This window comes from Lactobacillus sp. W8093, from assembly GCF_016100925.1.
GTDB lineage: Bacteria > Bacillota > Bacilli > Lactobacillales > Lactobacillaceae > Lactobacillus > Lactobacillus helsingborgensis.
The window spans coordinates 39,778-55,655 of record NZ_JACFRL010000011.1; the positions used below are offsets into that span (position 1 = coordinate 39,778).

General features: G+C 36.5%; 14 protein-coding genes and 3 tRNA genes. 15 read left to right on the forward strand and 2 right to left on the reverse strand.

What is annotated here, in order from left to right; translation table 11 throughout:
• Positions 1-6: 6 nt before the first annotated feature.
• From H3T47_RS08050 to H3T47_RS08100, 11 genes are all read left to right on the forward strand, one after another.
• Entirely contained in the window at positions 7-1,362 is a 1,356-nt protein-coding gene (locus tag H3T47_RS08050; protein WP_046326780.1) for a PTS galactitol transporter subunit IIC, read from the forward strand.
• Positions 1,363-1,387: 25 nt separating this feature from the next.
• Positions 1,388-2,197, forward strand: coding sequence for an SDR family oxidoreductase (locus H3T47_RS08055; RefSeq protein ID WP_046326781.1), 810 nt, complete (start codon positions 1,388-1,390; stop codon positions 2,195-2,197).
• A gap of 84 nt (positions 2,198-2,281) precedes the next feature.
• Positions 2,282-3,277 carry a tagatose 1,6-diphosphate aldolase gene (locus tag H3T47_RS08060; protein ID WP_199283126.1) on the forward strand — a complete coding sequence of 332 codons (996 nt, stop codon included), beginning with the start codon at positions 2,282-2,284 and terminating at the stop codon, positions 3,275-3,277.
• A 792-nt stretch (positions 3,278-4,069) separates the two neighbouring features.
• Positions 4,070-4,741: a hypothetical protein gene (locus tag H3T47_RS08065; RefSeq protein WP_046326783.1), complete on the forward strand. Its 672-nt coding sequence runs from the start codon at positions 4,070-4,072 to the stop codon at positions 4,739-4,741.
• 230 nt (positions 4,742-4,971) lie between these two features.
• Positions 4,972-6,030 (forward strand): SEC10/PgrA surface exclusion domain-containing protein, encoded by a 1,059-nt coding sequence (locus H3T47_RS08070; RefSeq protein WP_199283127.1) that lies wholly within the window; start codon positions 4,972-4,974, stop codon positions 6,028-6,030.
• A gap of 67 nt (positions 6,031-6,097) precedes the next feature.
• On the forward strand, positions 6,098-6,616 hold the full coding sequence (locus tag H3T47_RS08075) for a GNAT family N-acetyltransferase (RefSeq protein ID WP_199283128.1): 519 nt from the start codon (positions 6,098-6,100) through the stop codon (positions 6,614-6,616).
• An 85-nt stretch (positions 6,617-6,701) separates the two neighbouring features.
• Positions 6,702-6,773: transfer RNA gene (locus tag H3T47_RS08080), tRNA-Gln, on the forward strand.
• 209 nt (positions 6,774-6,982) lie between these two features.
• Complete coding sequence (locus H3T47_RS08085) at positions 6,983-7,687, forward strand: glycerophosphodiester phosphodiesterase family protein (protein WP_199283129.1); 705 nt, start codon at positions 6,983-6,985, stop codon at positions 7,685-7,687.
• Between the two features lie 172 nt (positions 7,688-7,859).
• Positions 7,860-9,041, forward strand: coding sequence for an aminotransferase class I/II-fold pyridoxal phosphate-dependent enzyme (locus tag H3T47_RS08090; protein WP_199283130.1), 1,182 nt, complete (start codon positions 7,860-7,862; stop codon positions 9,039-9,041).
• A gap of 63 nt (positions 9,042-9,104) precedes the next feature.
• Positions 9,105-9,186: transfer RNA gene (locus H3T47_RS08095), tRNA-Tyr, on the forward strand.
• 7 nt (positions 9,187-9,193) lie between these two features.
• A tRNA-Gln gene (locus H3T47_RS08100) sits at positions 9,194-9,265 on the forward strand.
• A 42-nt stretch (positions 9,266-9,307) separates the two neighbouring features.
• Here the strand turns inward: H3T47_RS08100 and H3T47_RS08105 are convergent.
• Positions 9,308-11,137 carry a BspA family leucine-rich repeat surface protein gene (locus tag H3T47_RS08105; RefSeq protein WP_199283131.1) on the reverse strand — a complete coding sequence of 610 codons (1,830 nt, stop codon included), beginning with the start codon at positions 11,135-11,137 and terminating at the stop codon, positions 9,308-9,310.
• A 433-nt stretch (positions 11,138-11,570) separates the two neighbouring features.
• Between H3T47_RS08105 and H3T47_RS08110 the strand changes: the two genes are divergently transcribed.
• Positions 11,571-12,686 carry a hypothetical protein gene (locus H3T47_RS08110; protein WP_109918075.1) on the forward strand — a complete coding sequence of 372 codons (1,116 nt, stop codon included), beginning with the start codon at positions 11,571-11,573 and terminating at the stop codon, positions 12,684-12,686.
• A gap of 80 nt (positions 12,687-12,766) precedes the next feature.
• Entirely contained in the window at positions 12,767-13,465 is a 699-nt protein-coding gene (locus H3T47_RS08115; protein WP_038521477.1) for a GntR family transcriptional regulator, read from the forward strand.
• 42 nt (positions 13,466-13,507) lie between these two features.
• Here the strand turns inward: H3T47_RS08115 and tagD are convergent, their stop codons facing one another.
• Positions 13,508-13,894, reverse strand: a complete 387-nt coding sequence (tagD, locus tag H3T47_RS08120; RefSeq protein WP_038521479.1) for a glycerol-3-phosphate cytidylyltransferase — start codon at positions 13,892-13,894, stop codon at positions 13,508-13,510.
• A 120-nt stretch (positions 13,895-14,014) separates the two neighbouring features.
• Here tagD and H3T47_RS08125 point away from each other — a divergent pair, with 120 nt between their 5' ends.
• Both H3T47_RS08125 and H3T47_RS08130 read left to right on the forward strand, forming a co-directional pair.
• A complete protein-coding gene (locus H3T47_RS08125; RefSeq protein ID WP_046326790.1) occupies positions 14,015-14,746 on the forward strand; it encodes a WecB/TagA/CpsF family glycosyltransferase in 732 nt (243 codons plus the stop codon).
• A 2-nt stretch (positions 14,747-14,748) separates the two neighbouring features.
• Positions 14,749-15,840 carry a glycosyltransferase gene (locus H3T47_RS08130; protein ID WP_199283132.1) on the forward strand — a complete coding sequence of 364 codons (1,092 nt, stop codon included), beginning with the start codon at positions 14,749-14,751 and terminating at the stop codon, positions 15,838-15,840.
• Positions 15,841-15,878 lie beyond the last annotated feature (38 nt).

A 15,878-nucleotide genomic window follows, 5' to 3' on the forward strand; every position in this document is an offset into this window, starting at 1 on the left:
GTTTAAATGCAAGTTTTACAATATATAGTTAACTTAGGTGCCTCAGTTATGATACCAATTGTGATCTTTATCATTGGTGTCATTTTCCGCGCAGGTGTGGGTAAATCCCTCAAAGCCGCTCTTTCAATCGGTGTCGGTTTTACAGGAATAAACTTGGTAATTCAACTGCTTACCAATAATTTAGGTAAAGCAGCCGAAGCAATGGCTAAGAACTTTCACTTAGGCCTAGACGTCGTTGACGTTGGCTGGCCAGGAACATCACCTTTAGCGTGGGCATCAGAACTAGGATTAATAGCAATTGTAGTTTCAATTATCGTTAATGTAATTATGTTGCTGACTAAGATGACGAAAGTTGTTAATGTCGACATTTGGAATATTTGGCATATGGCTTTTACTGGCTGTATTGTACAAGTTGTTACAGGCAGCTACTGGTTGGCAATTATCGCCATCATAATTCATTCGGCTATTGTTTTTAAACTGGGTGATATTTTCACTCCAGTTACAGATAATTATTTTGGCTTAAACGGTATTTCAATCCCTCATGGCGATTCAGCAATCATGGGAGTATTTGCTAAGCCAATTGATGATTTAATTGACCACATTCCAGGATTAAATAAAATAGATATTTCTTTTGAAACTATTGAAAAGAGATTTGGAGTTTTTGGTCAACCATCAATTTTAGGTGCCTTTTTAGGATTAATAATCGGTCTATTAGCAGGACAAGGAATTGGTAAAGCCTTAACTTTGGCCATTCAAATGGCGAGTGTCATGGTTTTGATGCCAGTGGTTGTGAAATACATTATGGAAGGTTTAATTCCAATTTCAGACGCTGCCAAAAAAATTATGGATAAGCACTTTAAAAACGCTAATTTCACAATTGGTATGGATCCAGCCTTGTTACTAGGTGATTCCAACGTAATTGCGACCAGTTTATTGCTAATTCCGATTACACTCCTTTTAGCGATGATCATGCCTGGCAACCGCATTTTACCATTTGGTGATTTGGCTACTATTGGATTCTTTGTTGCTATTGCGGCAGGTATTCATAAAGGTAACATTTTTAGAACATTGATTTCAGGTACTGCTATTATGACCATGACGATCTGGATTTCTAACCAAACTTGGAAGTATCAAGTTAAGCTAGGTCGCTCTGTTGGTTTGTTAGCAGCAAATAAGAAAGTGGGCTCATTAGACCAAGGTGGTAATCCTATTACCTATATTTTGGCTAAGGGTCTTTCAAAGGAATTTAGCATTGGGTTGCTTATTATTTTTGTCCTTTGGGTAAGCGCTTTCGTTTATACCTATATCAGCTACAAAAAGAAATCATTGTACAAGATTGATTCAGTCGAAGAAAAAAATTAGAACAAAATAGAACAAGAGGTTAGTAATGTTGCACGAGAATGATTGGTTAAATATTAAGAATAAGGTCTTTATCGTAACCGGTGGCTCTTCAGGAATAGGGAGCGCGATTGTAGATGAACTGCTTGATGATGGAGCTAAGGTTGTCAATGCTGATTTAAATGATGACAAACGTGAAGCACCAAATTATTTATGGGTTAAAACAGATGTCACCAGTAAAGAAGATACAGAAAATGTCGTTAAAACAGCAATTGATCACTTCGGTCAGTTGGATGGATTAGTGAATAACGCTGGTATTAACATCCCTCGTATTCTGGTTGATCCGAAAGATCCAGACGGAAAATATGTAATCAATGAAAACAATTATGACAAGATGTTTGATGTTAATGTTAAAAGTGTTTTCTTAATGTCTTCTGCAGTTGCTAAAATTCTTGTAAAACAAAAACATGGTGTAATTGTTAATATGTCCTCTGAATCAGGCTTGGAAGGCTCACAAGGTGCTGGAATTTATTCTGGAACCAAGGGAGCAATCAATGGTTTTACCAGAGCTTGGGCAAAAGAATTAGGTCAATACAACGTCCGCGTAATCGGTGTTGCACCAGGTGTACTGGAAGCAACTGGACTAAGAACCCTATCTTATGAAGAAGGGTTAGCATATTCTAGACATGAAACTGTTGAGCAATTACGTGCTGGCTACGCCAACACTTCAACAATTCCTTTAGGTAGGAGTGGCAAATTATCTGAAGTTGCCAATCTTGTTGTCTTTTTCCTTTCAGACAGATCAAGTTATATGACCGGACAGACTGTTAATGTGTCTGGTGGTAAATCAAGAGGATAAACTTTTAAATTTGTATTTCATTTTTAATCTTTTCACTCGTCGTTTTAAAGATGAAAAGAAAAATGATATTGAAGGAGAGATATAATGAGAACAATTTCTGCAGCAGTTGCTGAACACATGGCAAAACTGTCAACAGCTGATGGCATCATCAGCGCCTTGGCAATTGATCAACGTGGCTCTTTGAAAAAAATGCTGGCTGATGCTGCTAATAAGCCTGCTGACGAAACAACGATTGTTGATTTTAAAAAAGCAGTTTCCAGTGAACTGACTCATTATGCTTCAGCCATTTTGACTGATCCTGAATATGGCTTACCGGCAACCAAAGTTAGAGATCAAGCTTGCGGCTTGCTGCTTTCTTATGAAAAAACTGGTTATGATACGACAGAACCGGGCAGAATGCCTGACCTAATTGCTAACCAGTCTGGATTAAGAATTAAAAATGAAGGTGGCGATGCCATTAAGTTTTTGGTTTACTATGATCCCGATGAAGGACAGGAAATTAATGATAAAAAGCAGGCTTTTGTTGAAAGAGTTGGTGCAGAGGCTTTAGCTAATGAACTACCATTCTTTTTAGAAGTTTTAACTTATGACGCAAATATTGCCGATGCTAAAAGCGAGGAGTTTGCAAAAGTTAAGGCCGATAAAGTGCTTAAAACAATGAAAGAATTTTCCAAACCCCAATACGGTGTAACTGTCTTAAAGGTTGAAATTCCTTTCAACATTAAGTTTGTTGCCGGCTTTAATGGGGACAATAACGTTGTTTACACTCAAGAAGAAGCTAAGGATTTGCTAAAGAAGCAGTCTGAAATAACTGATTTACCATATATTTTCTTGTCTGCTGGCGTAACCAGTGAAGAATTTATCGCTGAAATCAAAATGGCTGAAGAAGCTGGTGCTGATTTTAACGGTGTTCTTTGCGGGCGAGCTACTTGGAAACCCGCAATCAAACCTTTTGCGGCTGAAAGTGAAGCAGCAGGTAGAAAATGGTTATCTACTCAAGGTAAAGAAAATATCGAAAGCTTGAATGAGGCTCTTAAAAAGGCTAAGTCCTGGCAGGAAAAGTTAAAAATTGCTAAGTAATTTTTAGATTAAAAGAAAACTTTCTACACAGTAATTAGATGTAGAAAGTTTTTTTATTTAATATGAAGATTTTCAAAATAAGACCAATATTTTTGTTTCCGAACTAGTTTTGTAGACTGAGTATCGCCAAAATGAGGTAATTGCTGTTTAATTCCGTTCATCATTTTGTTTAAAAATGAAAAAGCGGCACTTGCATACTGTAGTTTAATTCATGCATTCTTCTCATTCAGATATTCAAATCAAACAAAAACAGAGGACAAATTGCTGCCTTCTGTGATCAGTGTATTTTAATCTGCTATTTTTTTAGCGTTTTCCATTGCTTTCATAATTGCAGGATTTTTGGAATGACAATCCTTAATCATTTGCAAGTCTTCTTCATCTAAAATAACTTCGTATTTGCTCATTGTGTTTTTCCTTTCTGCCAAATCTAAATTTTACTATAACACTTTATTGGGTAAACGAGTAAAACTAGTCAAAGTTTTTCATTTGTGTTGCAAAATCAGTTTTGTTCAGCGAAGTTTGCACATTGCAAACGGGTGTTCTTGCTATTAGCAATTCAAGTTTAATCCCTTGCTACTGCAGCGTTTTCAAGCACTAAATTTAGAATAAATTTGTGTTACAAGTGTGACATTTTGAGTGGCAGAGGTAATTAATTCTTAAAAGTTGAGTGATATTCCTGTTATGGTTCTGCAACTTTAACGTTGTACTATATAAACCATCAAATTGAATAATACTTTGCTATTTTTGATTTGAAAAAATTGTTAAGGATTTTTATTTAAGGAGAGAATTTTTTTGAAGGTAAAATCTATCTTAGTTAAATCAGCAGCAGTAGCAGCATTATCTGCTTCAGGAGTTGCGATCATGAGCAAGGCTAATACTAGCGATGTTCAAGCAGCTACTGTGGAAAATGATGCAGCAGTTGTGACTGTAAACTACGTTGATGGCAATTCAATTCGTGTTTGGGACAGTTACAAACATCCTGAAGCTACTGGGCAAATTTTACCAAGTAATTCTTCTTGGAAAGTCATTAAAACTGCTTATGACAAGAAGGGTCACAAGTGGTATGACCTAGGCAAGAATCAATGGGTTAGAGCTAAATATGTTAATAAAGGCTACTACCCAGCAAATGAATCTCAAAATACAGCAGCTGCAACCGGCAGCGTAACGCAAAACAGTACAGTTGCTGCTAATAATGATTCTACAAATTATAATAATGTAAATTACACTGCTGCTGCTTCTGATACAGAAGCAGGGGCTAAGGCATGGATTGCAAATCGTGAATCCGGTGGCTCATACAGTGCACAAAATGGACAGTACATTGGTAAATACCAACTTTCTGCTTCATACCTTAATGGTGACTACTCAGCTGCTAACCAAGAACGTGTTGCTAACAATTACGTTGCGAGTCGTTATGGTTCATGGGCAGCTGCTAAACAATTTTGGCAAGCTAATGGTTGGTACTAATTAGCTGGCTGTTAAAAATAAAGATTGATATCAGCAGACGCTCGTGAATTAGCGTCTGCTTTTTATTTTCTAGTTACTTAGTTTTATTTTTACCAATTTAGTAAATTAACTAATATTTCAAGTTGTTTTTTGAATTGAAAAAATAATTTAATTGGAATTCTCTAGTAATAAGTTTAGAATTAAATTTATACCAAAAAGAGCCAATATAAGAGTAACTCTCGAGGAAGATTATGAAGAAAAGCAAACTTGCTATTGCCGTCGTTAATATTATTTTTTTAATCACAATTCCAGGATTGACTTTAGGTGAACCTGAACAAGCAGCAGCAGCTACTATTAAAGGTTACGTTAAAGTAAAAAAGAAGAAAAAAGTACGACTTTATAAGTTATCTGGTAAGCATTCCAACTTTTATGCGCAATCTAAATACCGCTATCCCTATAGCGCAAAGAAAAAGATTGGCAAGAAAAAGAAAATGGCTTATAAAATTGGCAACAATTCCCATTGGATTCTGGCTAAAGATGTCAAAGTCATTAAAAAGAGTACCAAACGTGTTTATACCAAAGCAAAGATGGTGCTGCCAAGCGGCTATACTAAAACTGAACTGTTATCTGCCTATCAGGGCAAACCAAGTAAAAGTTTTATTGATGCATCAATGCAGGGGATGAAGATCAATGATTTTAGCCGTCTAAAAGTATCTGAAAGTAAAGCTGATGATGAAACCCAAGTAGATTTAGGTCAGCTAACCCCACAGCAGATTGGTGATCTAACAGCTTTTTCTTTAAGACTGATCAATGAGGCTAGAAATGATTTAAACCTAGCTCCGTGGGTTGCAAGTGGCGGAACAGGTAAGTTAGCCGCTGACATTGCGCTAGAGTACAGTAAAAACAATAAGACCATTAAAGACAGCCACTATGTTCCCGGAATTGTTCGTGCATGCAATGCTAACGGCTTAAAACTTGATGACAACTTTGTTGAAGATATGGCTGGGTTTTATAATCCTAATTCGACAATGACTATGACAGAACTAAAAAAGAGTATCTATTTTGGTTTAAAACAAATGATTTTTGGTTATGTCGGCAGTGGCGAAGAAGAAAGTGCCGACCGGAATTATTATCAGGAATGGGAGCACGCTGGCGATTTGTTTAATACTCAAGGATCGTTGCATGATGGCGACTACAATTATTATGGCTTTAGTATCTCTCATAATGATAATATTTGTTCTTTGCACTTTATCAGCGTTCCCACATACATTGTAAAAAGTAAAAAATACAACTCTGGGTTTGAGCCTTAAAAAGAGCAGCGTTGTTGACGGGCTGCTCTTGCTTTCACTTATAAGTTTGACAAGATAGGATATGAAAATGTTAGTATACATTCGTTTGGCCAAAAAAGAAGATCTGGATCAGATTATGATCATCATTGATGAAGCAAAGAAGCTATTAAAAAAAGACGGCATTCCTCAGTGGCAAAGTGGCAGTCCCAATCGGGAAATGCTTGCTGAAGATATAGCTAAAGAGCGTGCTTATTGCCTTGTAGCAGATCAAACCATAGCGGGAGTGGCAGTTTTACTGACAACACCTGATCCCAACTATGCACAAATAGACGGTTCTTGGGCAAATACTAGTGAACAATATGCTACTATTCACAGAATTGCAATTAGCACAAAATTTCGCGGACAGCACCTGAGTCAATTTATGATGTCAAATTTAATTTCTCGTGGTCTAATGCTGGACATCAAGAACTTCCGTATTGATACCCACGCACTTAATCAGCGCATGCAGGGCCTGATTAAAAGTCAAGGGTTTAATTACCGGGGGATAGTTCAGGTTGATCAGACTGAAAACAGTGCCAGAAATGCCTATGAGCTCAATTTATCATAAGAAAAATATTTTTTTGCTTGACTTGCAGGACACAATTTCCTATACTATTTAATGTTGAGCAATCAAGTAAAAGCTCAAATGGCATTGGGTTATAGCCAAGCGGTAAGGCACTAGTTTTTGGTACTAGTATGCGCTGGTTCGAATCCAGCTAACCCAATTGTTCTTACGAACACCCAACCCGAAAAAGAAGCAGTTTTAAATAGACTGCTTCTTTTTTTGCCTGTTTAATTCCAGTAAAAGATGAAGAAAATAAAGTACAATTATTTAGCTTTTGCTATTTAAATTTTATATGAATGGGTTTATTATATTTTCTGTGCTTTGTTTGTAATGTTTATATTCAAAATGAGGTAAAACAAACATAAAAATATGAATAGCGGTAACAACAAAACAATTGTATTTGGCCATAGGGGTTATCCCGCTAAATTTGCTGAGAATTCGATGGAAGGTTTTCGTAACGCAGTTGAAAACGGGGCTGAAGGGATTGAATTTGACGTTCATTTAACCAAAGACAGTGTCCCGGTAGTTATGCATGATGAAAAGGTTGATCGTACAACTGATGGTAGCGGCTATATTAAGGACTACACTCTTCAAGAATTGAGAAAGTTGCATCTAGCAAACGGTGAGCGGGTACCAGAACTGAAAGAATTATTTGCGTTACTCGCAAATCGCGATCTTCAGATTAATTTAGAGCTTAAAACAAATACTATTCATTATCCTGGAATTGAAAAAATTGTTTTAAATCTCGCACAGAACTATCATTTTATTCATCCCATTATTTACTCGTCATTCGATTATGTTACTTTGAAAAATTGTCAGGAGATTGACCCTAAGCAAATTTATTGTTACTTAACCGATGAGGATGTAACTAATTCGGCTAAACTAGTTAAAGATAATCATTTTGCTGGTATTCATCCGGGAAAGTTTTTGCCGGCGACTGAAGCAATAACTGAGCGTATTTGGACGGTAGATGATCCCCAAACTGCCAAAAAATATTTTCAGGAACATGTTGCAGGTATTTTTACCAACAATTATCCTGCGATGATTAAACTAAGAGACCAAATACAAGGCTAAGATAATCTGCATTTTAAAAGACACCTTTAATTCAAAAATTAAAGGTGTTTTTTAATTAAAACGATTTTGTTTTATACCAATTGTATGAGCTAAAAATTAGAAAAATCTTGTAGAAAAATAATTTTATTAAAGGTATAATTTAGATAATTAAAAAGAAAGTTTGGTGAAAGATATGGCAAAATTAATTAAATATGTCCGCAAGGGACTAGCTGAAACCCCTTCTAGCCCAATCTTAAAATTTTCAGATTACGCTAGTAAAATCCCTGATGTAGTTAAATTTACTCTGGGAGAACCCGATTTTAATACTCCTGACCATATTAAGGAGGCTGCTAAGAGGAGTATTGATGAAAATCATTCTCACTATGCTCCTTCAAATGGAACAATGAGTTTGCGTAGAGCCGCTAGTCAGTTTTTGAGTAAAAAATACGATCAAAATTATGATCCGGAAACTGAGGTACTAGTTACTAACGGTGTGACTGAATCAATTTTTGATGCCGTTTTAGCAACTCTTAATTCTGGCGACGTGATGGTTGTACCCACGCCTATTTTTCCGCTCTATATGACGGATGAAAACATTATTAATGAGGGTATAGAGGTTGTTAAAGTTAACACATCTGATGACGGCTTTAAGTTGACGCCAGCAAAATTGCAAAAGGTAATTGATCAGTACGGAGACCGGGTGCGAATGCTGGTCATGAATTATCCGACTAACCCAACTGGGGTAATGTATAGTCAAGATGAATTGGACGCATTAGCAGATGTTATCCGCGACAAACCAATTTTTGCGCTATGTGATGAAATCTATAGTGAATTAAACTATGACCAGCCTCACGCATCAATGGAAAAATCATTGCATGACCAAGTTATTTTAATGAACGGCGTTTCCAAGTCATGGGCCATGACCGGTTACCGTATTGGGATTGTTTGTGCTCCAAAAGATATTTTGCAGCAAATTGCAAAAATTCACCAAGCAATTGCCACAACTGAACCAACACCAATGCAAGATGCAGCAGAAGAAGCCTTTAAGAACGGAATGGATGATGCACTGCCAATGAAAGAAGAATTTCAAAAGCGGCGCGATGTTCTATATGCCGGTTTAACTAAATTAGGCTTTGAATGTGCTAAACCCCAAGGTGCATTCTATATCTTTGCCAAAATACCAGAGGGCTTCGACCAAGATGATAATCAATTTATCTATGAATTGGTTGATAAAGCTCATGTAGCTGTTTCTGCCGGCTCTAGCTTTAGTGAGGGCGGACAAGGCTATATTAGATTTTCTTACGCTGTTGCTATGGATCAAATTAAAGAGGGATTGAAGCGATTAGAAAAGTTTGTTAAAGAAAATAAGAAATAATTTTTAAGCAAATTTTGCTTGCAATCACGTACGTTTTTCGGTATTATAATTAACGTGCGTGACGGAGGAGTAGCGAAGTGGCTAAACGCGGCGGTCTGTAAAACCGCTCTCCCTGAGTTCGGCGGTTCGAATCCACCCTCCTCCATTATCACTGGGTTATAGCCAAGCGGTAAGGCACTAGTTTTTGGTACTAGTATGCGCTGGTTCGAATCCAGCTAACCCAATAATCAAAAAGACGACTCGTACGAGTCGTCTTTTTTGTTACTTCAGGCTATGTTATTAACCTTAATATACATATTCTTATCAATTACATAGTAAAGCTTCTTTTTAATTTTGATCGGATTACCATAGACCCGAACTGATTTGCCTTTCTTTACCAGTAATTTACGAATTCTTTTGCCTTTTTTGTTATAAACGAATGAATTGTGCTTGATTTTTCTTTTCTTACCCTCAATGTCTTGTGAGTTAGCAAAAATATTTTCACCAAGTTTATAAAACTTTTGGTTATTAATAGTTTGTGTACCGAAAGTTTCAACAGTCATTCCTGGTTTAAGAATAAAGCCTTGAATTGGACTGCCTGTTTTATCATAAACCTGAATTGAGCAATAAATTGTACGTGGCGCCTTAACATTGTTGCTATCAACTGACTGCGGCTCTACCGTTTGCTTTTCATCTTTGGCTGGTATTGCGACCGGCTCATCTTCTGTGGCTTTTTTGTTATTTTGGACTTCACTAGCGGGAGCAGAAACAGGAGGGACATTAGTTGAAATACCTGTAGTGGTTCCGACTGAACCAGCGGTAGAATTGTTGGACTCAAAACTTGAGTCTCCTTTATTAACAGGTAAGTGGTTGTCACTAGTGGCGTGATTTAGATCAATTGAACCATTAGACCAAGTTATAGGCTGACTGACATAGGTTTCAGCTGGACAATTGACATCTTCTTTATCGTATAATTTTGCTAATTCTGCTACCGAAATTGCTTTTCCTGCAGGTTTAGCTATGCTGCCATTACTTACTGGGATAACCTTAGGCATTTTGAAAGTGGCAAAAGCTGCTGATTTCAGCCGATGCTTTCCGAGACTAAGAATAAAACCATTACTGTTATTGCCTAGTCCGTCTAACATGCTTGTCATTTCAAAAATGTTACCCGTATCCCAGTGGCTTAAGTTTAATTGCCTTAAATTAGGATCATTGAACATATAGCTCATATTAGTGACGTTATATGTTTGCCAAGAAGTAATATCATCTAAATCCGTAGCAGCTATCCCATTAAACATATAACTCATGTTTTTGACATTGCCGGTTTTCCAGTTAGCCAATTTTAGAGTTGTTAAAGAAGTGTCACCCTCGAACATGTGACTGAAATCAAAGACACTGTCAGTCCTAAAATTATCTAAATTGACCTCAGTTAATTGAACATCATTTTTAAACATGCTGTTCATGTCCCTGTTTGAGAGTGTATCCCATGAGCTCAAATCAAGCTGCTTGAGACTAACGTCATTAGCGAATAAACTGCTTAAATCACTGGCATTGCTGGCATCAACATTTTCTAGACCGATAAAACCAATTAAATTCGGTAAATTAGCAAACTTGCTACTAGAATTACGTGCTAGGCCAGCTTTTAGATACTCGCCATAATCAGCCATCACTAATTCAAACTTAATATATTGGATATCGCTAGGACTAACTTTTTCACCTTCGTAATCATGATCGGCCAACATCTGGCTGATTGGTGTCGCTGACAAAACCCCACCTTTAATTGTTAAGGTCTTTGTGTCCTCGTTATAGGTCCAGTCACACTTGTTATCTTTACCGCGAGCGGTAAATTTTTCGTTTTGTGTGCTTTTGGTAACACTATTTTCAATTTCTGACTTGCTAGTAATGTTATTTTTAAAATTGTTATTATTTTTGGTGTCAGAATTACTTACTGAAATGGGTGATGAGTTAACACTGGCATAGACCGCTTTTTCAGTGGTTACCATAGCTGAACCGATTAAAGCGCTTGCAATTAAACTATAAGAAAAAAACTTAGCCCTGTTATTTTTTGAAAAATAATAGGCGTTATTTTTTCCCTCTCCATTATTAAACTTTAGCATAATTAAAACCTCTTTATGTAATTTATACATTTACCTTTACCATAGGGTATACAGCATTTTTTATGGTAGGTCAACTATTGATATCGAGGAATTAAATACTTTTTGTTATCTAAAAAAAGCCAAAATAGTCATTACTATGCACGGTAATTTATTAGTTATTTATTTCACAAAAGCTGAAAAGTGTTATTTATAAAAAATCGTATATAATTGGTCTGAACCAATATTAATAAAGTGGTATTTATATGCAAAAAACAATATTGTATATATTATTTTTTGAAGTTAGCAAATTGTAGTTTGACAAATTTAATGGTTACTTTTAATTGCAATAGAGCTGTTATTTAGCTTAAAAAATCAAATCGGTAAATTTTAACTATTTTTGCGCTAATCATAGTACAATAGATGCTAGCTTACTTTTAATTGAGAAGGGAAACTTATGTCAAGACTTGTGCGAGTGGGCGCTGGTGGCAAGGAAATCAGCTGGCACGATGCCTTAAAAGACTTGCGTGCAGATGATGTTCTCTTATTAGAGCCCGGATTTTATGAATTGCCTACAGGAATATATCTATCTGATATCACAATTAAAGGAACTGGCAATCTGCCTGAAGATACAACAATACTTGGTTATGTTAATGTTGATGCTGGCAGTCAGTTTATTAATTTAGAAAACTTATGTATTAATACGGTTGATGACGCTAATAGTTTGTTTTTGCCAGCAGAAGCAAACGCTTTTTTGTCATTGCGCAATTGTATAGTTAAAGGCTTCGGCAATGATACTGCCGTTATTGCAGCAAATGGTAAAGTCACTCTTGAATTATATTCAACTGTGATAATGAACGGCTCCGTTTCTTTATTTGCCGATGCAAATTTTCGCTTAGAGATGAACGATTCTACCATTAAAAATGTTACTAAGGATATCGGTGCTTTAGCTTTAGAAGGTCACGGTACCGCTATAGTTAATAATTCTCGCATTCAAGGTAGTATTGATACTTTTACAAAATCTAATGTAGAGCTTGATGTTAATAATTCTCAGGTTGACTCATTGCTGTTGCAGGGACAAGTTTGGCTGAATATGCTTAATAGCACGGTATTATCACAAGAAGATACTGGAATGTTTGTTACAGATGAGGCTTGGGTTAATATCATTGGCAGCGAAGCTAAAGGTGGTATTTATTTTGAAAAGAAGCCGCATGCTATTATTCAAAATAGTCGGCTTAATCGTTTAATTGCGACAGGAGAAGCTCAGCTTACACTTAATAATTCTGTCATTGTTAATCACGCTGATTTTCAGGATAAAGTTGATTGTAATTCTCGGCGGGTTACCTTCAATGGTGGTAATGAATATGAATATTTTTTAGCACTTAGTGATCATGCACAACTAGAAGGACATGACCTTATTTTTAACTCTAACGGAGCTAATTTAGCGGTAGAAAACAAGGCACAAATGCATGCGACTGTGATTGCGACGAGTGATAAATCAATTACTGTTGAATGTGGGCAAGATGCTGAATTTCGCTTGTGGGGAATGAAATGGACCACCAAAAAAAGTTAAAAGTAAATAGGTGAATGATAGCGCTTTATGCAAAATAGACCAATTTAGATTATAATAAAAGATGTAATGGGGGTGTATACATGGAAGAACCAATGTACATCAAAATTCATAATCAAATTAAAAGAGAAATAGAAAATCATGATTATCAAGTTGGCAGCAAGATACCAGCTGAAAGACAATTAGCGCAAAAGTTCGGTGTTTCCCGCATGACATTGCGTCAAGCGATAAAAACTTTAGAAGATGAAGGGATCTTGGAGCAACGTTTGGGTAGCGGTACGTATGTTGCTAATCAAAAAGTGCAGGAAAAAATGTCAGGTATTATGTCATTTACCGATATTACCCATGCCAATGGTCAAACGCCATCCAGCAAGTTGATTTCGTATCGCTTTGGTAAGCCGTCTTTATCTGAAATGGAAAGGCTTGACTTAAGTGATAAACAAGAAGTTCTGCGGATGGAGCGAATTCGCTATGCCGATGATGTTCCTATTTGTTATGAAGTAGTAACCATTCCGCAAAGTGTAATTGCGAATATGTCAAAAAGTGATATTTCTTCTCATTTATATCAAACTTTAGAAAAAAGTGGCTATAGTATTGGTCGGGTAACTGAACATATTTCTGCAGCTGTCGCAAATGAAAATGCTGCGCGTTTACTCGATGCCAAAAAGGGTGAGGCGCTGATTACGCGTTTGCAAGTAACGGAATTATCAGACGGTACCCCTTTTGAATATACGAGGGCTAGCTATGTGGCAGATCGTTTTGAGTTTACTTTTTCTAAATAAAAAGCTCTGAATTAACTTCAATCAGTTAGTTCAGAGTTTTTTTTATTTCAAATCGTTTTTGATTTTAGTGGTGGAGATTCCCGGCGTTCGCGGCAGATAAACTACTTTGCAATAAGGTTTTAAAAAGTCAAATTTGCCTTGCCAATCATTTCCCATCACAAAAGTATCAATGCCGTATTTTTTAACATCATTTGTTTTTTGTTGCCAGTCTTTTTCAGGAATAACTTCATCGACGTAACGAATGGCTTCAAGAATATACTTACGCTCCGCATAAGTATTATAAGATTCTTTATGCTTTTGCAACTGATTAAATTCATCGGTTGATAGGCCCACAATCAGGTAATCTCCAAGTTCACGTGCGCGCTTTAATAAACGAACATGACCATAATGCAACAAATCAAATGTGCCGTAAGTAATAATTTTTTTCATATCGGTACTCCTATTATTTTGACGAGTTAATAGTATCATATTTATAAAAAAGGTAAAGCATGTCCAGAAATGGATATTAATTTGGTAAAATAAAAGTAAATTGAATGGTAGGAGATAGTTATGGCTAAAGTAAATATTTTAGGAGTTAATTTCGATAATAAAAGTTTTACTCAGTTTCAAAACGAATTTATTGGCCGAATTAACGCCCACAAATCAACTTTGATCGTTACCGCCAACCCAGAAATTGTCATGGCAGCTAATGAAAATCCTGAATTCATGAAAATTTTAACTTACGATGCTGATTATATCACTGCTGACGGTATTGGCATTGTTAAGGCAAGTCAGATATTAAAAAAGCCTATTAAACAACGGGTAACCGGCTATGATTTATTTGTTTGGCTGATGAAATTAGCTAATGAACGGGGACTACGGGTATACCTGATAGGAGCTAAACCTGATGTAATACATGCTATCCAGGCAAAAATTGCACGTGATTATTCTGATATTCAACTAGTTGGTGCTGAGGACGGGTATTTTAACGAAGACCTTGAACTTGTTGCTTATCAAATTGAGCGGACCGAACCTGATTTAGTTTTTGCTGCGTTAGGTTCACCTCGGCAAGAACAGCTTTTATCTATTTTACGTAAAAATTTATTACCTGCTTTGATGATGGGAGTTGGCGGCAGTTTTGACGTTTTTTCAGGAAAGGCAAAACGCGCTCCGCAAATTTGGCAGTCAGCCCATTTAGAATGGTTTTATCGCCTGCTTAAAAATCCTTCACGTTATAAAAGAATGCTGGTTTTACCACGATTTGTTAATGAAGTTTACAAATCAAAAAAGGGAAAAGAATAATTATGAAAGTTTTGCATGTTAATGCCGGTCTGGAAAATGGCGGCGGTTTGACGCATATTATCAACCTGTTAAAGCAGGCAAAAAGTGAACAGCAAGACTTTTCTTTGCTCTGTTTAAGCGATGGACCCGTTGCTCAAGCTGCAAGAGCTGCAAAAATAAAGGTGCATGTTTTGGGAATAACAAGCCGCTATGACTTAAGAAGCTTAAAAAAACTCACTGAATTTATTAATAATGGCGATTATCAAATTGTTCATACTCATGGTGCCCGTGCAAACCTGTTTGTTTCCCTAATTAGGCGCAAAATAACTGCTAAATGGTGCATAACTATCCATTCAGATCCCTATCTTGATTTTGCTGATCGCGGTCTGAGTGGAAAATTGTTTACCAAAATTAACCTCAGTGCTATTCGTAAGGCAGATTGTATTTTTGCTGTTACCAAAAGATTTGCCGATTTAGTGGTAAAGAAGGCAAAGGTAAAAGCTGAAAAAGTTCATGTCATTTATAATGGCACTTTTTTTCATCAAGACAGTGAAATTCCGGCAAAGTATGAACACCCTAACTTTAATATTGTGAATGTGGCCAGAACTGAAAAAGTTAAGGGTCAGGATTTGTTATTAAAAGCTTTGAAAGAACTAAACAATGCCAACGTGCACTTATTTATTGCTGGGGATGGTTCACAATTAAAGGCACTAAAAGACTTAGCCCGGAAGTTAAATTTAGGACCACAAGTTACTTTTCAAGGTTTCATGACACATAAGCAGTTGAAAAATTTATATCGGCGAATGGATCTAGCTGTATTGACTTCTTATTCTGAAAGCTTTCCTCTGGTTTTACTAGAAGCAAGTGACAATCTGCTGCCGCTATTATCGACAGCAGTTGGTGATATTAACATGATGATCCCTGATAAAGAGCATGGCTTTGTGGCTCAAATTGGAGATGTTTCTTCAATCTGTTCTGCCTTAGAGCAGGCAATAAGTATGCCCCAAAAACAACTGAAAGAAATGGCATATCTGGAAAAGAATTATGTGGTAAAGCACTTTTCATTACACCAGCAGCTAGATAGTATTTTGCGGGTGTATGACGCTATCCTTTGAGTTGGTAAGATTGTTAAAAAGTCCACAAATGTTTATAA